The following is a 20379-nucleotide window of genomic DNA, read 5'->3' as shown; positions in this document are numbered from 1 at the left end:
CGCAAAGCTGAGCACCGCGCGCGCTAAGTGATTGAAACGATGTCGTTTTCGGCAGGTCCAACAGCAGCAGGCATACTGGCACGCTCCTTGCAATGCATAGGACATTATTTTGCCGATCACCCCAGGAGACCCCATGATCCAATCCGCAGGCGCCAAGTTCCGTATCGCCGTCCAGGAAGAATCCCCGCTGCAAGTTGTCGGCGCCATCAATGCGAACCACGCGCTGCTGGCCAAGCGTGCCGGCTTCAAGGCCATCTACCTCTCCGGTGGCGGCGTCGCCGCCGGTTCGCTCGGCCTGCCTGACCTCGGCATCTCGAACCTGGACGACGTGCTGACCGACGTGCGCCGCATCACCGACGTGTGCGACCTGCCGCTGCTGGTCGACGTCGACACCGGCTTCGGTTCCTCGGCCTTCAACGTCGCGCGCACCGTGAAATCGATGATCAAGTTCGGCGCCGCCGCCATCCACATCGAAGACCAGGTCGGCGCCAAGCGCTGCGGCCACCGTCCGGGCAAGGAAATCGTCTCGCAGCAGGAAATGGTCGACCGCATCAAGGCCGCAGTGGACGCGCGCACCGACGAGAGCTTCGTGATCATGGCGCGCACCGATGCGCTGGCAGTGGAAGGCATCGACGCCGCCATCGAGCGCGCCGTGGCCTGCGTCGAAGCGGGCGCCGACATGGTGTTTCCGGAAGCGATGACGGACCTGGGCATGTATTCGCGCTTCGCCAAGGCGGTCGGCGTGCCGATCCTGGCCAACATCACCGAATTCGGTGCGACCCCGCTGTTCACCGTCGATGAGCTGAAAACGGCCGACGTCGGCATCGTCCTGTACCCGCTGTCCGCTTTCCGCGCCATGAACAAGGCCGCCGAAAACGTCTACACTGCGATTCGCCGCGACGGCGGCCAGAAGGCCGTGCTCGATACCATGCAGACCCGCGCCGAGCTGTACGACCGCATCAACTATCACGACTTCGAACAGCACCTCGATGCACTGTTCGCTGCGCAGAAAAAATAATTGAAACCTGAACTGGAGATCGACATGACCGAACAAGCACCAGCCTTCAAGCCAAAAAAATCCGTCGCCCTGTCGGGTGTCACCGCCGGTAACACGGCCCTGTGCTCGGTCGGCAAGACCGGCAACGACCTGCACTACCGCGGCTACGACATCCTCGACGTCGCCACCTCCAGCGAATTCGAAGAGATCGCCTACCTGCTGGTGCACGGCAAACTGCCGAACAGCGGCGAACTGAAAGGCTACAAGGCCAAGCTCAAATCCCTGCGCGGCCTGCCGCAATCGGTCAAACTGGCGCTCGAAGCGCTGCCGGCCGCCAGCCACCCGATGGACGTGATGCGCACCGGCGTCTCAGCGCTGGGCTGCACGCTGCCGGAAAAGGACGACCACAATGTGCCGGGCGCACGCGACATCGCGGACCGCTTGATGGCATCGTTCGGCTCGATGCTGCTCTACTGGTACCACTACAGCCATAACGGCAAGCGCATCGAAACCGAAACCGACGACGACTCGATCGGCGGCCACTTCCTGCACCTGCTGCACGGCCACGCGCCGCGCGAAGAGTGGGTGAAAGCGATGCACACCTCGCTCATCCTCTACGCCGAGCACGAATTCAATGCCTCGACCTTCACCGCGCGCGTCATCGCCGGCACGGGCTCCGACATGCACTCGGCCATCACCGGCGCCATCGGCGCGCTGCGCGGTCCGAAGCACGGCGGCGCCAACGAAGTGGCGCTCGACATCCAGAAGCGCTACGAGAACGCCGACGAAGCCGAAGCCGACATCCGCAACCGCGTGGCAAACAAGGAAGTCGTGATCGGCTTCGGGCATCCGGTCTACACCATCAGCGATCCACGCAATGTCGTCATCAAGGAAGTGGCGCGTTCGCTGTCGCAGGCGGCCGGTTCGACCAAGATGTTCGACATCGCCGAGCGCCTCGAATCGGTGATGTGGGAAGTCAAAAAGATGTTCCCTAACCTGGACTGGTTCTCGGCTGTCTCGTACCACATGATGGGCGTGCCGACCGCGATGTTCACGCCGCTGTTCGTCATCTCGCGCACGTCCGGCTGGGCCGCGCACGTGATCGAGCAGCGCATCGACAACAAGATCATCCGCCCGAGCGCGAATTATGTCGGTCCGGAAGACCTGCAGTTCGTGCCGATCGCCGACCGTACCTGACCGCACATGCTTCACCATCCGCCCACTGCCGCGTTCCTGCTGCGCCGGCTCGGCTCTGCCGATGCCGCGCAGTACCGCGCGCTGCGGCTGGCGGGCCTGCGCGCCTTTCCGCACGCTTTCCGTCCTTCGGTTGAAGAAGCGCTGGCCCAGCCGCTGTCGTGGGCCGAAGCGAGGCTGGCAAAGGCGGGCGAATACTGGTTCGGCGCCTTCCATGGCACGGACCTGGTGGGCGCGATCTGCCTGCGCACGCAGGACGGAGAAAAAATTCGCCACTCGGCCAGCCTGAACGCGCTGGTCGTCGACCCCCGGCGCCAGCGCTGCGGCATCGGCGCAGCCCTCGTCGCGCATCTGATCGATTCCGCACGCGCGCTCGGCTACCTGCGCCAGATCACGCTCACGGTCAGCGAGGGCAATACGGCAGCCGAAGGGCTGTACGAGCGCTTCGGCTTCGTTCAGTTTGGCCGCGAGCCGGACGCCTTCCTCCATGACGGGATCTACTGCGCCAAGCAGCACCGACAACTCTCACTGGTAACACCACAATCATGAACAACGCCTACCGCAAACCCCTGCACGGCACCAACCTGCATTACTTCGATGCGCGCGACGCCGTCGATAGTATCGAAGCCGGCGCCTGGGACAAGCTGCCCTACGTCTCGCGCGTGCTGGCCGAAAACCTCGTGCGCCGCTGCGAGCCGATGGCCCTGGTGCCGTCCCTGAAACAGCTCATCGAACGCAAGCGCGACCTCGACTTCCCCTGGTTCCCGGCGCGCGTGGTCTGCCACGACATCCTGGGCCAGACGGCCCTGGTCGACCTGGCCGGCCTGCGCGACGCCATCGCTTTGGAGGGCGGCAATCCGGCGCTGGTGAACCCGGTGGTGCCGACCCAGCTCGTGGTCGACCACTCGCTGGCCGTCGAATGCGGCGGCTTCGATCCGGACGCTTTCGAAAAGAACCGCGCCATCGAAGACCGCCGCAACGAAGACCGCTTCCACTTCATCGACTGGACCAAGAAGGCTTTCAAGAACGTCGACGTGATCCCGCCCGGGAACGGCATCCTGCACCAGATTAACCTCGAGCGCATGAGCCCCGTTGTGCAAGTCAAGGACGGCATCGCCTTCCCCGACACCCTGGTCGGCACCGATTCGCACACCCCGATGGTCGACGCGCTGGGCGTGATCGCGATCGGCGTGGGCGGCCTGGAAGCCGAGAGCGTCATGCTGGGCCGGGCGTCCTGGATGCGCCTGCCGGACATCATCGGCGTCGAACTGACCGGTAAACCACAGCCGGGCATCACCGCGACCGACGTGGTGCTGGCGCTGACCGAGTTCCTGCGCAATTCCAAAGTCGTCTCGGCCTGGCTCGAGTTCTACGGCGAGGGCTCGTCGAACCTGACCCTGGGCGACCGCGCGACGATCGCCAACATGGCGCCCGAATTCGGCGCCACGGCCGCGATGTTCTACATCGACGACCGCACCATCGACTACTTGAAACTCACCGGCCGCGAAGATGCGCAGGTGGCGCTGGTCGAGAGCTATGCCAAAGAGACGGGCCTGTGGGCCGACACGCTGACGAACGTCGACTACGAGCGCGTGCTCCATTTCGACCTGTCGACGGTGGTGCGCAATATCGCCGGTCCGTCGAACCCGCACAAGCGCATGCCGACTTCGGAACTGGCCGCGCGCGGCATTTCGGGCGTGGTGGAAAACGAGCCGGGCCGCATGCCCGACGGTGCCGTCATCATCGCCGCCATTACCAGCTGCACCAACACGAATAATCCGCGCAACATGATCGCGGCGGGCCTGATCGCACGCAACGCCAACAAGCTCGGCCTGCTGCGTAAACCCTGGGTGAAGAGTTCGCTCGCGCCAGGCTCGAAAGCGGTCTCGCTCTACCTCGAAGAAGCCGGCTTGATGGGCGAGCTGGAAAAGCTGGGCTTCGGCGTCGTCGCCTTTGCCTGCACCACCTGTAATGGCATGAGCGGCGCGCTCGACCCGGTCATCCAGCAGGAGATCATCGAACGCGACCTGTATGCGACTGCCGTCCTGTCGGGCAACCGGAATTTCGACGGCCGCATCCACCCGTACGCCAAGCAGGCCTTCCTGGCTTCGCCGCCGCTGGTGATTGCGTACGCGATCGCGGGCACGATCCGCTTCGATATCGAGAAGGACGTGCTGGGCCTGGACGAGCAAGGCAATCCGATCCGCCTGGCCGATATCTGGCCGACCGACGAAGAGATCGATTCCGTGTTCGCGCAGAGCGTGAAACCCGAGCAGTTCCGCAAGGTCTACACGCCGATGTTCGCGCGCGTGGCCGACGACGGCGAGGCCGTCTCGCCGCTGTACGACTGGCGTGCGCAGAGCACCTACATCCGCCGTCCGCCGTACTGGGAAGGCGCGCTGGCGGGCGAGCGCAGCTTGACCGGCATGCGCGCGCTGGCGGTCCTGGGCGACAACATCACGACCGACCACCTGTCGCCGTCGAACGCGATCATGATGGATTCGGCCGCCGGCGAATACCTGTTCAAGATGGGCTTGCCGGAAGAGGACTTCAACTCTTACGCGACGCACCGCGGCGACCACCTGACGGCGCAGCGTGCGACGTTTGCGAACCCGACGCTGAAGAACGAGATGGTGCGCAATCTTGATGGCACCGTGCGTGCGGGTTCGCTGGCACGCATCGAGCCCGAGGGGCAAGTCACGCGCATGTGGGAAGCGATCGAGACCTATATGGAGCGCAAGCAGCCGCTGATCGTGATCGCCGGCGCCGACTACGGCCAGGGCTCCTCGCGCGACTGGGCGGCCAAGGGCGTGCGCCTGGCGGGCGTGGAAGCGATTGCCGCCGAAGGCTTCGAACGCATCCACCGCACCAACCTGGTGGGCATGGGCGTGCTGCCGCTCGAATTCCAGCCGGGCGTGAACCGCCTGACCCTGGGCCTGGACGGCACCGAGACCTATGACGTGATCGGCGAGCGCACCCCGCGCGCGATGCTCACGCTGGTGATCAACCGCCGCAGCGGCGAGCGCGTCGAGGTGCCGGTGATCTGCCGCCTGGACACGGCCGAAGAGGTGTCGATCTACGAAGCCGGCGGCGTGCTGCAGCGCTTTGCGCAGGACTTCCTGGCGTCGTCTAAAGTCGCCGCGTAAATGACCTGAGACGTCGCTGGGAACCCGTAGGGTGGGCGGGAGACCCGCCCACCCTACATCCCTGGAATTGGAACCAACAATATGCCACACACCCCCCAAATCAACATCCCCGCCACCTACATGCGTGGCGGCACCAGCAAGGGCGTCTTCTTCCGCCTCGACGACCTGCCTGAAGCCGCGCGCGTTCCGGGAACGGCACGCGACAAGCTCCTCCTGCGCGTCATCGGCAGCCCCGACCCCTACGCCAAGCAGATCGACGGCATGGGCGGCGCCACCTCGAGCACCAGCAAGACGGTCATCCTCTCGAAAAGCACGCGCCCTGACCACGACGTCGACTACCTGTTCGGCCAGGTCTCGATCGACAAGCCTTTCGTGGACTGGAGCGGCAACTGCGGCAACCTGTCCGCGGCGGTCGGTTCGTTTGCGATCAGCGCAGGCCTGGTCGCGCGCGAACGCATTCCCCAGGACGGCATGGCGACCGTGCGCATCTGGCAGGCCAACATCGGCAAGACCATCATCGCCCACGTCCCGGTGACGAACGGCGCCGTCCAGGAAACGGGCGACTTCGAACTCGATGGCGTGACCTTCCCGGCGGCCGAAGTGCAGCTCGAATTCATGGATCCGGCGGCCGACGAGGAGGGCGCGGGCGGCTCCATGTTCCCGACCGGGAACCTGATCGACGAGCTCGAGGTGCCCGGTCTCGGCACCCTGAAGGCGACCATGATCAACGCCGGCATCCCGACCATTTTTGTCAATGCCGAAGACGTCGGCTATACCGGCGCCGAACTGCAGGACGCGATCAATGGCGACGTGCGCGCGCTGGCCATGTTCGAAACCATCCGCGCGCACGGCGCCGTGCGCATGGGCCTGATCAAGGACACGGGCGAGGCGGCGGGGCGCCAGCACACGCCGAAGGTCGCTTTCGTGGCGCGTCCGCTCGACTACGTTTCCTCGAGCGGCAAGCAGGTCGCCAGCACCGACATCGACCTGGTGGTGCGCGCGCTCTCGATGGGTAAGCTTCACCACGCGATGATGGGCACCGCCGCCGTGGCGATCGGCACCGCGGCCGCCGTGCCGGGCACGCTGGTCAACCTTGCGGCCGGCGGCGGCAAACCGGATGCGGTGCGCTTTGGCCACCCCTCGGGCACCCTGCGCGTGGGCGCCGAAGCAGTGCAGGTCGAAGGCGAATGGAGCGTCACCAAGGCGGTGATGAGCCGCAGCGCGCGCGTGCTGATGGAAGGCTGGGTGCGGGTGCCGGGCGACGCCTTCTAAACTCCCGCGCCGCCACCGGCCCGGCCGCTGCCCTGTGCAGTCGCCGGGCTTTTTTTTGGTTCATCACGGATTTCCGGGATGACCGTGTTGTAAACGCAAGAGAGCGGTAAGGAAGAGTTATTGTGTTTGTGCGACCAAACCCAACCAACTCAACCTACCGCTCTCATGCCAGATCATAGTCTCAGCCTCCCGTTCTGGGAAGGCTTTACCGCTACCAAATTGAATCGCCCCGGGTTTCGTGGAGGCCGGTTGGTGTGAGTCAGGCCGCGACGGCTTGACTGCTCAGTTGCTTGTAATAGTTTGCCTCAGCTTCCGCTGGCGGTATATAGCCGAGCGGTTCCAGCAGTCGATGATGATTGAACCAGGACACCCATTCCAGCGTGGCCAGTTCGACGGCCTCACGCGTTTTCCAGGGAGCGCGGCGGTGGATCAGTTCAGCCTTGTAAAGCCCATTGATGGTCTCGGCCAGTGCATTGTCGTAACTGTCGCCCTTGCTGCCAACAGACGGCTCAATGCCGGCTTCTGACAGTCGCTCGCTGTACTTTATCGATACGTATTGCGAGCCCCTGTCGCTATGATGGACCAGCTCGTTCCGTTCGGGCTGACGAGCGTACAGCGCCTGCTCCAGTGCATCGAGCACGAAGTCAGTCCGCATCGAGCTGCTGACGCGCCAGCCAACGATTCTTCGAGCAAAGACGTCGATGACGAACGCGACGTAGACGAAACCCTGCCAGGTCGAGACGTAGGTGAAATCGCTGACCCACAGTTGGTTTGGTCGCTGGGCCTTGAACTGTCGATTAACGCGGTCGAGCGGGCATGGGGCCTTTGCATCGGCAACCGTCGTGCGTACCACCTTGCCGCGCATGACGCCGCGCAGCCCGGCCTTGCGCATCAGGCGCTCCACGGTGCAGCGGGCCACCTCCGTTCCCTCACGCCTGAGCTGGCGCCAAACCTTGTCAGCTCCGTAGACCTGCAGGTTCGCCTGCCACACCCGCTCGATGTCGCCGCTCAGCACGTCGTCGCGTTGGGCGCGGGCACAGCGCAGTGCCGGGTTGCGTTGCTGCGCAGCGTGACGCCAATAGCCCGACGGCGCGACCTGCATCACCTTGCAGATCGGCTCGACACCGTAGGCATGGCGGTACCGGTCGATGAAAGCCCTCACGGCTTGAAGTGGCGGCCGAGCTCCGCCTGGGCGAAAAACGCACTCGCCAAGCGAAGGATCTCGTTTGCCTTGCGCAGCTCGCGCACTTCTCGCTCGAGCGCCTTGACGCGCTCCTCTTCGGCAGTGGTTGGTCCTGGGCGCTGGCCGGTATCACGCTCCTGCTGGCGCACCCAGCGGCGCAGCGTCTCCGGTGTGCAGCCGATCTTGGCAGCGATCGACGTGATTGCGGCCCACTGCGAGTGGTACTGGCTGCCGGCTTCGCTGACCATGCGCACGGCGCGCTCGATGACTTCGGGGGAATACTTGGGTTGCTTTTTCATAGCTCCATTCTCTCAAACAATGGAGCCTCTACAAAACCCGGGGCGATTCAAATTGGATGTGAAGGACGATGTCGTGTGGATTACGCTGCGGCGGGATGCGAGCGCAGCGATGGTCTGTGGCGGGTGCGGCGTGCATTGCTACCAGGTGCACGATGGCGCGACGCGCATCATCCGAGAGCTGCCGATGCAGGGTAAGCCGGTACGGCTGCGGGTGCCACTGCGTCGTCTGAAATGCAGCACATGCGGCACCAGGGTCGAGCGCGTGGCGTGGCTCGATCGCCATGCCCGGGTGACCCGCTCCCTGGCCGAGTTTGTCGGCTTGTGGTGCGAGAAGCTTCCAGTTGCCCACGTGTGCAAACTGGCGCAGCTGCACTGGGAGACGGTGCGCACTATCGAGCGTGCCAAGCTCGAACGTGAACTGGCTGCTTTGCCCGCAGCGCAGCCAACGCGGCTTGTCATGGATGAATTCGCGCTGTTCAAGGGGCATCGTTACGCCACTGTCGTGCTCGATGCGGACAGCCGGCGGGTACTGTGGGTCGGCGAGGGCCGCAGCCGCGAGGCCATCCGTCCGTTCTTCGAATGGCTCGGCCCCGACCGCTGCGCCAACATCGAAGCCGTCGCAATGGACATGAATACCGCTTTTGACCTGGAAGTACAGCAGCAATGCCCGAAGGCGCGCGTGGTCTACGATCTGTTTCACGTCATTGCCAAGTACGGCCGTGAGGTGATCGACCGGGTACGGGTCGACGAGGCAAACCGCCTGCGCGACGACCGCCCTCAGCGCAAAGTCGTCAAGCGCTCTCGTTGGCTTTTGCTGCGCAACCGGGAAAACGTCCCGCCAGCCCAGCAGGCTAATCTGGACGAGCTGCTTGCCGCCAACCAGGCCTTAATGACGGTGTACGTGATGAAGACAGCACTCAAGGAACTCTGGCAGACATCGGGCGGCTGGCGGTGGCTTCTCGCCTGGCGCAACTGGCTCAAGATGGCGCGCGACAGCGGAATCGAACCGCTCAGAAAGTTTGCAGCAAAGCTCAAGCCTTACTGGCGAGGCATCGCAGCACGGCTGCGCTGGCCGATGCATACCGGCCAGCTCGAAGGCATCAACAACCGTATCAAAGTAATGAAACGGATGGCCTACGGCTACCGGGATAGCGACTTCTTCTTCCTCAAGATCAAAGCCGCGTTTCCCGGAAATCCGTGATGAACCTTTTTTTTGTCACTACTTTGTAGAGATTACGTACTTACTAAGTTATCATTCTGCAACAATGGAGCGTTCCGCCTGAGAGAGCGCGCCTACAGGGAACACCTGGTCATGGACAGAATGTCGAATACACTTGGCGTCGTGGCCGACGCGCTACACTTGATCGCGGCGCCCGCCTGCGCCTGCGATGCGCTGGGCGTTGTCGTCGCGGCCAATGCCGAGATGGCGCTGCTGGCCGGCTGTTCGCCCGAGGGGAAATCCCTGCTCGACCTGTTTTGCGGCGAGGCGGCCCAGCTGGCAGGCGCCGAACTGGCTGCCGCCACGAGCAGCGAACGGTGCTGGCGCACGTCCTTGAGCGTCGATGGCGAGGAAGTCGCCGTCGTGGTGCGCGCCAAGCCCTTGCCGGCGGGCCGCGGCGCGCCCGGCGCCACCTTTGTCTTCACCGACGTCAGCGCCTGGGAGCGCAGCCATGGCGCGCTGCGCACCACCATGCGCGAGCAGAAAGCCATCCTCGACCATGCGCCGGTCGGCATCGTGTTTACCAAGCCGGGCCTGCTCAAGGAATGCAATCCGCGCCTGGCGCAGATGATCGGCTACAGCGTCGAGGAACTGGCCGACCGCGACGCCGGCGAGATGTTCGCCTCGCAGGAGGTCTATCACGAGTTCCGCGACGAGGCCTTCGCCGCGCTGGCCCAGGGCCTGATGTTCGAGAAAAGCGAATGCCAGTTCCGGCGCCGCGACGGCTCGCTGTTCTGGGCCCGGGTGCGCGCCAGCGCCGTGGTGCCGGGGCGGCGCGAAGCGGGCACCATCTGGATCATCGAGGACGTGAGCGAAACGCGCCAGGCGCGGCGCGAACTGCTGGCCCTGATGAACAATGCCTCGCTGGCGATCATGTTCACGCATGACCAGCGGGTGCGGCGCATCAACGCCGGCTTCGTCGACATGTTCGGCCATGCCGCGGACGAAGCGATCGGCCTGCCCGTGCAAAGCCTGCACCCGAGCGTCGACGACTTCACGCGCATGGCCGCTGCCGCCTATCCGCTGTTCGCCGCCGGTCAGACCTATGAAACCGAGGCCGAACTGGCGCGCAAGGACGGCAGCCCGGTCTGGGGCAAGATCATCGGCTATCCGGTCGATCCCGACGACGTGTCGCAGGGCTATGTCTGGATCGTGAAGGACCGCACGCGCCAGCGCCGCGACGAGCAGGCGCTGCGCGAGGCGCTGCAGGAAAACCAGGCCATCTTCGACACCGCGGTGCTGGGCATCGCCGTCGTCGAGAACGGCCACACGCTGCACGGCAACCGCAAGATGGAAGAGCTGTTCGGGTGCGGGACGGGCTCGATCAACGGCATGTCGATCCGCTCGCTGTATCCCGATGCCGAAGGCTGGCAGGCGGCGCGGCTGGACACGGCGCGCGACTTCGCGGCGGGCCGCGTGAGCGTCAGCGAGCGCCTGCTGGTGCGCGGCGACGGCGTCACCTTCTGGGGCCGCCTGTCGGGCCGACCCTTCGACCAGAACGACCCGGGCGGACGCAGCCTGTGGCTGGTCGACGACGTCACCGCCCAGCACGAGGCCACCGATGCCGTGCACCGCGCGCGCGACGAACTGGAACTGCGCGTGGCGGCGCGCACGGCGGAACTGGCCGGCGCCAACGCGCTGCTGCAGGACGAGATCGTCGAACGGCGCCAGGCCGAGGCGCGCGTGCATCACATGGCCTACCACGACAGCCTGACCGGCTTGCCGAACCGCGCGCTGCTGTCGGACCGGCTGGAACGCGCCATCCTCGCCGCGCAACGTGCCGGCACGCGCCTGGCGGTGATGTTCCTCGACCTCGACCGCTTCAAGACGATCAACGATTCGCTCGGCCACGCGACCGGCGACTTCTTGTTGAAGGAAGTCGCGAGCCGCCTGTGCCATGCCGTGCGCGCCAGCGATACGGTGGCGCGCCTGGGCGGCGACGAATTCGTGGTGCTGATGCCGGGCGTGGGCACCCAGGACGAATGCAGTGTGATCGGCGACAAGGTCATCGACGTGCTGGGCATGCCGGTGCGCTTCGAAGGCCACAGCCTGCATATTTCGCCCTCGATCGGAATCTGCATTTATCCGGACGACGGCCTCGATGTCGACCTCCTGATGCGCCACGCCGACGCGGCGATGTACCAGGCCAAGGCGGCCGGGCGCAATAACTACCAGTTTTTCACCGAGCGCATGAACGGCGCGGCCGAGCGGCACTTCGCGCTCGAGACGAATTTGCGCCAGGCGCTGGCCAACGGCGAATTCGAACCCTTCTACCAGCCGATCATGGACATGGCCAATCGCCGCGTGCATGCCCTGGAGGTGCTGCTGCGCTGGCGCCGTCCGGGCCATGCGCAGAACGATGGCCTGGTGCTGCCCGACGACTTCATCCCGACGCTCGAAGAAAACGGGATGATCGTGCCAGTCGGCGAATGGGTGATCCGGCGCGCCTGCGAGCAGAGCATGGCCTGGCAGCGCGCGGGTCTGGCGCCGGTGCCGCTGGCGATCAACCTGTCGGCGCGCCAGTTCATGCACCGCGCCCTGGTGGCCTCGATCAAGCGCATCGTCGACGAGACGGGCATCGATCCGGCCCTGGTCGAATTCGAGATCACGGAAACGGCGCTAATGCAGCACGGCGAGCAGACCCTCGAAATCCTCGACCAGATCAACCGCATGGGCATGCGCCTGTCGATCGACGACTTCGGCACCGGCTACTCGAGCCTGGCCTATCTAAAACGCTTCCCGGTCAGGAAGATCAAGATCGACCGCGCCTTCATCCGCGAGCTCGAGGCAAGCAGCGAAGACCGCGCGATCGTCGCCGCCGTCATGGCGCTGGCGGGCAGCCTGCAGCTGCAGGTGGTCGCCGAAGGCGTCGAGACCGAGGAACAGCTCGCGCTCCTGCGCGACTACGGCTGCCAGTATGTGCAGGGCTGGCTGTTCGCGCGCGCGCTCGATGCGAACGCGGCGCAAGCCTTGCTGGTCGAGGACCAGCGCAGGGTGCTTGCCCCGGCTGTCTGAATCCGGGACGTAGGGTGGGCGGCTCTGCCGCCCACGCGTTCAACGCACGTTCACTCGATTGTGGCGATGACCGGCGTGTGATCCGACGGCTGCTCCCACTTCCTCGGCTCGCGGTCGATGTGACAGGCCGTGCAGCGCTTGGCCAGCTCAGGCGAGAGCAGGATGTGATCGATGCGCAGGCCGCGGTTGCGGCGGAATCCCAGCATGCGGTAATCCCACCAGCTGTACTGTTTTTCCGGCTGCTCGAACATGCGGAAGGAGTCGGCCAGGCCCAGGTCGACCAGCGCGACCATGGCGGCGCGTTCGGGCGCCGAGCAGTGGATCTTGCCTTCCCATTCGACCGGGTCGTGCACGTCGCGGTCTTCCGGCGCGATGTTGTAGTCGCCAAGCAGAGCCAGCTGCGGATGCGCTCGCAATTCGGCGCCCAGCCATTCGTGCAGGGCTTTCAGCCATGCCATTTTATACACATACTTGTCCGAATCGACCGCCTGGCCATTCGGGATATAGGCGCAGACGAAACGCACGCCGCCGATGGTGGCGGCGATGATGCGCTGCTGGGCGTCCTCGAACAGCGGGTTGTTCTTGACGACATCCTCGATCGGCAGGCGCGACAGGATGGCGACGCCGTTATAGGTTTTCTGGCCGGTATAGGCGACTTGATAACCCGCCGCATTAATTTCCGAAACCGGGAACTTATCGTCGGTGAGTTTGGTCTCTTGAATGCAGAGCACGTCAATCGGGTTGGTTTCCAGCCAGCGCAGCAGGTGGGGAAGGCGTACCTTCAGCGAATTGACGTTCCAGGTTGCTATTTTCATTGTCGGCGCGTGGTAAATGTCACGCGGCGGACCACCCGCCGCGACTGCGCGCAGTATCGACGGCAGGAGAAATTCCTGCAACTTTTCTCGCAACGCAAGCCTGTGTGGACGCGTTGTAGTTTGCGTGCTCAAATTACAAGCGCAGTGCTCCGGCGACAAGTTTGTGGTTTAAAATATATTGTCCTTTCACATGGATGATATTAAGCTCTAGCAATATGTAACAGCTGGGGGAGAAGATCTCACAATCCCCTATTATTACTTATAGGTAATATTCAGTTGTTTTTACATAACGCGCACTGTACTATCCTGACTGGCGGCCTCCGCCGTCATGCGCACGATTGAGATTCACTCGTGCAAGGCTTTTAGTAATGAAATGGTACTATGGCGAAATATTGCTGTTTCTATAGCGAGTATTGGTACCCATAAGAAAAGGACAGAGATGCGCAGTGCATTTGAAGCATGGGCCCAGCGCGATGGCCACATCGTTCGTCGCCGTGAGGACAAGCCCGAGGAATACCTCGTCTACGAAACCCAGCGCCGCTGGGTGATTTGGCAGGCAGCATTGGCGCACGGCGCCAAGGCCGCCGACGCCGCGCCGTCGAAGTTTGCCGGTGCCGAAGCTGCCGCCAAGGCGGTGCAGCCGGACGAGGCCGCAGTACGCAACCGCGTACTCAATGAAGTGCTCGACGCTTTCAGCGACCTGGACGAAGACACCGGCATCGAAGGGGTGCTGAAGGTCATCCAGAGCCTGAAGAAGAAGCAGAAGGCTACGGCCGAGCAGGCGTGAAGGTGCAGGCTTGATTCAGTACCGGCATTACAAGGGCGGTCTCTACGAGCTGGTCTGCGAGGCCACGCTCGAGGCCGATCTCACGCCGATGATCATCTACCGGGCCCATGACGGGTCGGTATGGGCGCGCCCGAAGGCGGTGTTCTTCGAACTCATCGAGGTCGAGGGACTGATGGTGCCGCGCTTCGCGCCGGTGTCTTAAGCCGCATGAAATAATATTTCATGGAAGCGCGGTCGGTGAAATAATATTTCAGCTGCGGGCTAGTGTCGTATCTCATCGGCGGTCGGGCCATCAGCCTGCCCGCTGCAAATCTCGATTCAAGGCGGGCCGCTTCAGCGGCCCGTTTTCATTCCATCGGCCGATTCCACGCCCAACGCTGCCAGCCAGTGATTCAGGTGATTATGTGGCCAAGCAGCTTCCCTACGTAAAAAATATTTCTTGACAACAGGAATGTCTGATTCGTCGGAAATTTCTTGATTATTACGAAAACTCACATGTGAATGCACGCAGCACCTGCACCGCGGGATTGAACGTTACAGTCTGTGATGATTGCCTCCGCTGCGATTGGTAAAGGTCTTATCGGTTTGGCAGGTATTACAGCGAGCCTGCACAGCTGCCGAAGACTGTGGTAAAAACGTCCCCTCAGCTAGCATATTTTTTCCGTGCCTTAGTTGTTGGCACACAGTAACATCCGGCCTTGTTTAAAATTAAGACACCTAGCGGCATGGCGCGCCTTTCTCGATACCTGGGGCGCGACGCTGTGATTGTCCAAGGCTCAGGTAATGAAAGAATGGAAGATCGAGGAAGCCGCCTTTTTTTTGGGCTCTCCAAAGCATATGCGGGATGCATCGCAAACCGTATTCGTCAGACTTGGCCCGCCAGCAGCTCGCAGCGCCGCATTCCGTCGCATCGTTCATTGCTGCTGCTGATGCGTTCGGTTTCGAAGCGAATCTGCGCAAGTGCGCGGTCGGTAAAATTCATAAGCAGGCGTTTCCGATCGTTGCCTGGCTGGCGCCGTCGCCGACGTCTGCCTCGGAGCATGGACCCGTGGTCGTGCCGGCACTGGTACTGCAAGCTGATGCCCGACAGGTGTTGATGATCGAATGCGGCGACGATACGCCGGTGACGGTGCCTGTCGACGAGTTCGGCGCGCGTTACCGCGGCCAAGTCAGCCGGGTAACGCCCCAGCATGATCCCGCTGTCGATCCGGACAGCGAAGAGCAGTCACGGCAGGCGCGTAAATTCGGTTTCTCATGGTTCGTGCCCGAGCTGTTGAAACATAAGAAGCTTTGGCAGGAAGTGCTGCTGGGCTCTTTTGTGATCCAGTTGATTGCCCTCGTAACGCCATTGTTCACTCAGGCAATCATCGACAAGGTCGTCGTGCACCGAAGCCAGAGCACCTTGGTCGTGCTGGTCGCCGGCATGGCCGTGTTCATGCTCTTTTCAGCAGGGCTGTCATGGCTGCGCCAGTATCTCGTGCTGCACACGGGTAATCGTGTCGATGCCGTCCTGGGCGCATCGGTATTCGAGCGCCTGTTCAAACTCCCGCCGATGTATTTCCAGCATCGCCCGACCGGTGTCATCGCCGCCAGGCTGCATGGTGTCGAAACCATCCGTGAATTCGTCGCCAGTGCTGCTGTGACCCTGGTGCTCGATTGCCCCTTTCTGCTGATTTTCGTGGGCATCATGTTCTATTTCAGTGTGACGCTGACCCTGATCGTGCTGGCCGTGATCGGCGTGATCGTCATCCTGAGCCTGATCGTGGCGCCTATGTTCCAGTCGCGCCTGCAAGAGCAGTTCCTCCTCGGCGCCCGTAACCAAGCCTTCCTGACCGAGTATGTCGGCGGCCTCGAAACGGTCAAGTCGCTCCAGCTCGAGCCGCAGTTGAACAGCCGCTACAGCGGTTACCTGGCGGCCTACTTGCGTGCCGGCTTCGTCACCAAGCAGCTCTCGAACAGCTATAACACCGCATCGAACCTGCTTGAGCAGCTGATGACCCTGCTTATTCTCGGCATTGGCGCCTATACCGTCATGAACGACAGTACTTTTACCATCGGCATGCTGGTGGCCTTCCAGATGTTTTCCGGGCGTCTCTCGCAACCGGTGCTGCGTCTCGTCGGCCTGTGGCAGCAATTCCAGCAAGCGAGCCTGGCGGTAGCGCGCTTGGGCGACCTCATGAACGCGCCGGTCGAGCCCTATTCGGTCGTCCCGGCCCGCAATACCGTCAAACGCGGCCTGGTGCAGATCGAGCAAATCGCCTTCAAATACGGTGAGCACTTGCCGCAGGTTTACGAGAACCTGTCGCTCACGATCCAGCCCGGCCAAGCCATCGGCATCATGGGTCCCAGCGGCTGCGGCAAAAGCACGCTGGCCAAGCTCCTGCAAGGCTTCTACCAACCGAGCGCGGGACGTATCCTGATCGACGGCGTCGATATCCGCTACCTCGCGGCCAATGAGCTGCGCAGCTATTTCGGCGTGGTGCCGCAAGAGACGACGCTGTTTTCCGGCACGATCTACGACAACCTGCAGATGGCAAGCCCGGATGCGAGCTTCCAGCAGATTACCGCTGCCTGCAGGATGGCCGAAATCCACGAAGTCATCGAAGCGCTGCCGCAAGGCTACCAGACCGAGATCGGCGAGCGCGGGGCAGGGCTCTCCGGCGGCCAGAAGCAACGCATCGCGATTGCCCGCGCACTGCTCAAGCGTCCCAGCATCCTGGTCTTCGACGAAGCCACCAGTGCGCTCGATGGTCCTACCGCCGAACAATTCGCCCACACCATTAACAGCCTGCGGGGCAAGGTGACGCTCATCTTCATCACGCACGGTTTGCCGAAAGGACTGAAGGTGGACGCCGTGTTCCGCCTGACCGCCAGCGGGGCCGAGCTGATGCCGCAGGCAAGTCCACCCGCGGGTGATGCGACGCGCCGTCCGACCGTGCGTTCCGTGCCGATGACAAAGGAGCCGCAATGAATCCGATAAACCAGGCGCAGCAGGAAGCCGCTCCAGCGGCGGCGTCCGCGACGGCGCCGTCCACCGCCCAGGTGATTCCCTTGCGCGTCCCGAACCGCTGGCATGACCCGCTCAAGCTGGTCGAGCAGGAAGCGCCGGAGACCATGCGCCGCATCGTGCTGTGGGTGGTCGCGCTGCTGGTGCTGGTCCTGCTGGTATGGGCCAGCGTCGGCCAGATCGACATCATCGCCAGCGCCGAAGGCAAACTGGTGCCGCAAACCCTGCTGAAGGTGGTGCAGCCGGCCGAGTCGGGCGTGGTCAAGCAGTTGCTGGTGCAAGAGGGCGACAGTGTGCAGGCCGGCCAGGTGCTGGCCCGGCTCGACACCACGATAGCCCGAGCCGAAGGGGCCGGTGTCGCCTCCGATCTGGCCATCCAGCGCTTGCAGGTGCGCCGCATCGAGTCCGAACTGGCCGGGCGGCCCATGCCGTTCAAGGCCGGCGACAACCCGCAACTGACCGCCCAGGTGCAGAGCCAGTACAGCGCGCACCGCAAGGCCTTCCTCGACAGCGTGGCGCAGGAACAGGCGATCCTGGCCAAGGCCGAGCATGAGCGCAGGAGTGCCGCCCAAATTCTTAGCAAACTTGAACAGACCTTGCCGGTCTATGCCAAGGTGGCCGAATCCTACGGCCGCCTCGAAAAAGAAGGCTTCTACGGCGGCCTGGCGACGGCGGAGCGGCAGCGCGAGGCGCTCGAAAAGGCCAAGGACCTGGACGCCCAGCGCTCCACGGTGGCGGCGCTCGATTCGACCATGTCGGCCCAACAAATGCGCCTGAGCCAGATCCATAGCAATTACCAGTCCGAGCTGCAAAAGGAGCTGGCCGACGTCCGCGCCCGCATCGCCCAGCTGCAGCCGGCGCTCGACAAGACGGCGTATCGCGAAGGCCTGATGGAACTGAAGGCGCCGCAAAGCGGCACGGTCAAGGACCTGGCGACGACCACGGTCGGCGCCGTGGTCCAGCCGGGCACGGTGGTGCTGACGATCGTGCCGAAGGGCGAGCAGCTCTACGCCGACGTGTCGATCAAGAACGAGGACGTCGGCTTCGTCCACGTTGGCCAGCACGTCCAGATCAAGCTGGCCGCGTATCCGTTCCAGCGCCACGGCATGCTGAGCGGGAGGGTAATCCGCCTGAGCGCCGACGCGCGCGAGCTGCCCTACCAGCAAAACGCCAACGGGCAGCAGGATGCGGCCGGCGCGCAGCAAGGCGGTACCTACAAGGCGCGCATCCGGCTGGCCGGACAAACCCTGGTCGACGCCCAGGGCAATGTGCTGGTCACCGCGCCCGGCATGCAGGTCGTGGCCGAGATCAGCCAGGGCAAGCGTACCGTGCTCGAGTACCTGCTCTCGCCGGTGCGCAAGGCAACCCAGGAAGCGGCCAGGGAGCGATAAGCCGTGCGTATTCTCATCATCCACCAGAACTTCCCGGGCCAGTTCCGCGCACTCGCGCGCAACCTGGCGAGCGACCCGGACGTCTCGCTCGTCGTCATCGGCAAGCAGGGCTGCCCCGGACTGCCCGGCGCGCGCCTGCTGACCTATGCGATCGAGCGCGCGCCGGCCGCGAGCACCCACCGTTACGCCAGGCCGTTCGAATCGGGCATCGTGTACGGCCAGGCGGTGGCGCGGCTGCTGCAGCAGCTGGCGGGCGAAGGCTTCGTGCCGGACGTCGTCCTCGGCCACCCGGGCTGGGGCGAGACGCTCTTCGTGAAGGACGTCTTTCCGCGCGCGCGCCTCGTGCATTTCTGCGAATTCTATTACCACGCGCGCGGCGCGGATGCCGGCTTCGATCCGGAATTCCCCATGTCGCTCGACGACGCCGCGCGCATCCGCACGCGCAATGCGCTGCTCCTGATGAGTCTGGAACATTGCGACGCGGCGGTGGCCCCGACCGCCTGGCAGAAGCACCTGCATCCGCAGGCCTACCAGGACAAGATCGCGGTCCTGCATGAAGGCATCGATACCGAATTCATGCAAGCCGATCCGCTGGCCAGCTTCACCCTGCCGACCGGGAAGGTGCTGCGTGCGGGCGACCCGGTCGTGACCTATGTCGCGCGCAACCTGGAACCCTACCGCGGCTTCCACAGTTTCATGCGCGCGCTGCCGCTGCTGCTGGCGCGCCATCCCGGTTGCGAGGTGGTGATCGTCGGCGGCGACGACGTCAGCTATGGCAGCAAACCACGGGGAGCGGCGAACTGGCGCGAAAAAATGCTGGGCGAGCTGAACCTGCGTTCGGACCGCGTTCACTTCCTCGGCAAGATCCCCTACGAGGCCTACCGCAGCCTGCTGCAGGTATCGGCCGCCCACGTCTACCTGACCTATCCCTTCGTGCTGTCCTGGTCCATGCTTGAAGCGATGGCCTGCGGCTGCGCGCTGGTGGCGTCGGACACCGCGCCGGTGCGGGAAGTCATGCGCGACGGCGAGAACGGCTGGCTGGTTGATTTTTTCGATGCGAATGCCATTGCCGGGCGCGTGGCAGGCGTGCTGGAGAATCCGGACGCGTCGCGTGCCTTGCGCCTGCGCGCTGCCCGCGACGTGCGTGAGCATTTTTCGATCCAGCAGGGCGTGCAGGCCTATCGCGCTCTGCTTGGCTTACGCACTTGAACTGAACTATTCATTCGATTGGGAGAACGCCATGGCATTTGTTACCGAATTGATCCCGAAAGCGGATTTCGTCAAGTTAACCTGAAACTGCGTGAAGACGGTGACGCGTATCGCGATCTGACAGGGTGCACGAACACGGTTTGCTCAATCAACATTGTTGAATTTGTAGAGAACAGCATGGCCTTCGTAAATGAATACATCTCGCCACAGGAGAGTGCGGCTTATGGCATCAAGGAAATCGACAAGCGTTACGTCGTCGGCGGCACTAGCTCCGGGCAGTGGACGATCGATCGGGAACGCGACATTTATCTGCGCCAAGTCGCCAATGGCCCGCGCGAAATCGAACTGTTTCACCAAGGTATCTGGACCCTGTGGTTTGACAGCGAGCTGATCGAGATCGGCATCGATAACTTGTCAGCGACAGGACGCTTGAATGGACCTGGCACAGGACACAAGGCGCTTCGTTACATCAACCTGCCAGCCCGCCTGGAAGCACATAGGGACGAGATTATCGAAGTGCTTCGTGAGGCATTGCTCGCATACAAGAACGGTGGCATCTATTCCAGCGGCTTTCCGTTTTCGCTGACCCTGGACGTATAAGCGCCTTTATTTTCGTACAACACAAGAACATGACGATTACTTACGAAACCGCAATAGCACTTTTGCAAAACATTCCTGCAGATGTCACCGCCAAGGAAGCATTGCTGAATATGAAGAAGCATTTTGAATATTGATTATGCGTTGGCGACTAGCAACATTGCACGCCGCCGCGTAGCGCCACACCTGAACTATTAAATCGACTGGAGAACACCATGGCATTTGTTAACGAATTTATACCGGAGTCA

Annotated in this window: 15 protein-coding genes and 1 other annotated feature; of the genes, 13 read left to right on the top strand and 2 right to left on the bottom strand. The window is 63.1% G+C overall.

All coding sequences use genetic code 11. From position 1 onward, the window contains the following. The first annotated feature begins 133 nt into the window (after positions 1–133). The 5 genes from prpB to prpF all read left to right on the top strand — a co-directional run bounded on the left by prpB (position 134) and on the right by prpF (position 6609). A complete protein-coding gene (prpB, locus tag NMB41_RS17095; protein WP_494379003.1) occupies positions 134–1018 on the top strand; it encodes a methylisocitrate lyase in 885 nt (294 codons plus the stop codon). A 24-nt stretch (positions 1019–1042) separates the two neighbouring features. After that, a complete protein-coding gene (gene prpC / locus NMB41_RS17090; RefSeq protein WP_494382861.1) occupies positions 1043–2194 on the top strand; it encodes a bifunctional 2-methylcitrate synthase/citrate synthase in 1152 nt (383 codons plus the stop codon). 6 nt (positions 2195–2200) lie between these two features. Then, entirely contained in the window at positions 2201–2740 is a 540-nt protein-coding gene (locus NMB41_RS17085; protein ID WP_494379002.1) for a GNAT family N-acetyltransferase, read from the top strand. Then, positions 2737–5337: a Fe/S-dependent 2-methylisocitrate dehydratase AcnD gene (gene acnD, locus NMB41_RS17080; protein ID WP_494379001.1), complete on the top strand. Its 2601-nt coding sequence runs from the start codon at positions 2737–2739 to the stop codon at positions 5335–5337. The genes NMB41_RS17085 and acnD overlap by 4 nt, the downstream gene beginning before the upstream one ends. 81 nt (positions 5338–5418) lie before the next feature. Next, positions 5419–6609, top strand: coding sequence for a 2-methylaconitate cis-trans isomerase PrpF (gene prpF, locus NMB41_RS17075; protein WP_494379000.1), 1191 nt, complete (start codon positions 5419–5421; stop codon positions 6607–6609). A 259-nt stretch (positions 6610–6868) separates the two neighbouring features. Here the strand turns inward: prpF and NMB41_RS17070 are convergent. Then, positions 6869–8091, bottom strand: a protein-coding gene (locus tag NMB41_RS17070; protein WP_494378999.1) for an IS3 family transposase whose coding sequence is annotated in 2 segments (ribosomal slippage) — positions 6869–7803 and positions 7803–8091 — 1224 coding nt in all. Because the reading frame shifts where the segments join, the coding sequence is not laid out codon by codon here. Then, positions 7697–7813 (bottom strand) — a sequence feature (AL1L pseudoknot). (Overlaps the previous gene by 117 nt.) A 73-nt stretch (positions 8092–8164) precedes the next feature. On the opposite strand from NMB41_RS17070, the gene NMB41_RS17065 reads away from it, so the two are divergent. Both NMB41_RS17065 and NMB41_RS17060 read left to right on the top strand, forming a co-directional pair. After that, positions 8165–9292 carry an ISL3 family transposase gene (locus tag NMB41_RS17065; RefSeq protein WP_494378998.1) on the top strand — a complete coding sequence of 376 codons (1128 nt, stop codon included), beginning with the start codon at positions 8165–8167 and terminating at the stop codon, positions 9290–9292. 120 nt (positions 9293–9412) lie between these two features. Then, on the top strand, positions 9413–12325 hold the full coding sequence (locus tag NMB41_RS17060; RefSeq protein WP_494378997.1) for a sensor domain-containing protein: 2913 nt from the start codon (positions 9413–9415) through the stop codon (positions 12323–12325). Between the two features lie 50 nt (positions 12326–12375). On the opposite strand, the gene xth is transcribed toward NMB41_RS17060, so the two are convergent. Next, positions 12376–13140: an exodeoxyribonuclease III gene (xth, locus tag NMB41_RS17055; protein WP_494378996.1), complete on the bottom strand. Its 765-nt coding sequence runs from the start codon at positions 13138–13140 to the stop codon at positions 12376–12378. A 439-nt stretch (positions 13141–13579) separates the two neighbouring features. Here xth and NMB41_RS17050 point away from each other — a divergent pair, with 439 nt between their 5' ends. The 6 genes from NMB41_RS17050 to NMB41_RS17025 all read left to right on the top strand — a co-directional run bounded on the left by NMB41_RS17050 (position 13580) and on the right by NMB41_RS17025 (position 20134). Continuing rightward, positions 13580–13927 carry a phiTE_015 family protein gene (locus NMB41_RS17050; protein ID WP_494378995.1) on the top strand — a complete coding sequence of 116 codons (348 nt, stop codon included), beginning with the start codon at positions 13580–13582 and terminating at the stop codon, positions 13925–13927. Positions 13928–13940: 13 nt separating this feature from the next. Next, positions 13941–14129: a DUF1653 domain-containing protein gene (locus NMB41_RS17045; protein ID WP_494382860.1), complete on the top strand. Its 189-nt coding sequence runs from the start codon at positions 13941–13943 to the stop codon at positions 14127–14129. Between the two features lie 669 nt (positions 14130–14798). Then, on the top strand, positions 14799–16898 hold the full coding sequence (locus tag NMB41_RS17040; RefSeq protein ID WP_494378994.1) for a peptidase domain-containing ABC transporter: 2100 nt from the start codon (positions 14799–14801) through the stop codon (positions 16896–16898). Then, positions 16895–18325, top strand: a complete 1431-nt coding sequence (locus NMB41_RS17035) for an HlyD family type I secretion periplasmic adaptor subunit (RefSeq protein ID WP_494378993.1) — start codon at positions 16895–16897, stop codon at positions 18323–18325. The genes NMB41_RS17040 and NMB41_RS17035 overlap by 4 nt, the downstream gene beginning before the upstream one ends. A gap of 3 nt (positions 18326–18328) precedes the next feature. Then, on the top strand, positions 18329–19534 hold the full coding sequence (locus NMB41_RS17030) for a glycosyltransferase family 4 protein (protein WP_494378992.1): 1206 nt from the start codon (positions 18329–18331) through the stop codon (positions 19532–19534). Positions 19535–19711: 177 nt separating this feature from the next. Next, a complete protein-coding gene (locus NMB41_RS17025) occupies positions 19712–20134 on the top strand; it encodes a hypothetical protein (protein ID WP_494378991.1) in 423 nt (140 codons plus the stop codon). Positions 20135–20379 lie beyond the last annotated feature (245 nt).

This window comes from Massilia sp. FBCC-B171 (assembly GCF_059134155.1).
This window is presented reverse-complemented; position numbering and strand designations above follow the sequence as displayed.

What these genes read in the sequence shown, in the direction of transcription:
- prpC (WP_494382861.1), top strand. Translation starts at nt 1,043, where the DNA reads ATGACCGAACAAGCACCAGCCTTCAAGCCAAAAAAATCCGTCGCCCTG.
- NMB41_RS17050 (WP_494378995.1), top strand. Translation starts at nt 13,580, where the DNA reads ATGCGCAGTGCATTTGAAGCATGGGCCCAGCGCGATGGCCACATCGTT.
- NMB41_RS17085 (WP_494379002.1), top strand. Translation starts at nt 2,201, where the DNA reads ATGCTTCACCATCCGCCCACTGCCGCGTTCCTGCTGCGCCGGCTCGGC.
- NMB41_RS17060 (WP_494378997.1), top strand. Translation starts at nt 9,413, where the DNA reads ATGTCGAATACACTTGGCGTCGTGGCCGACGCGCTACACTTGATCGCG.
- prpB (WP_494379003.1), top strand. Translation starts at nt 134, where the DNA reads ATGATCCAATCCGCAGGCGCCAAGTTCCGTATCGCCGTCCAGGAAGAA.
- xth (WP_494378996.1), bottom strand. Translation starts at nt 13,140, where the DNA reads ATGAAAATAGCAACCTGGAACGTCAATTCGCTGAAGGTACGCCTTCCC.
- acnD (WP_494379001.1), top strand. Translation starts at nt 2,737, where the DNA reads ATGAACAACGCCTACCGCAAACCCCTGCACGGCACCAACCTGCATTAC.
- NMB41_RS17035 (WP_494378993.1), top strand. Translation starts at nt 16,895, where the DNA reads ATGAATCCGATAAACCAGGCGCAGCAGGAAGCCGCTCCAGCGGCGGCG.
- NMB41_RS17025 (WP_494378991.1), top strand. Translation starts at nt 19,712, where the DNA reads ATGGCCTTCGTAAATGAATACATCTCGCCACAGGAGAGTGCGGCTTAT.
- prpF (WP_494379000.1), top strand. Translation starts at nt 5,419, where the DNA reads ATGCCACACACCCCCCAAATCAACATCCCCGCCACCTACATGCGTGGC.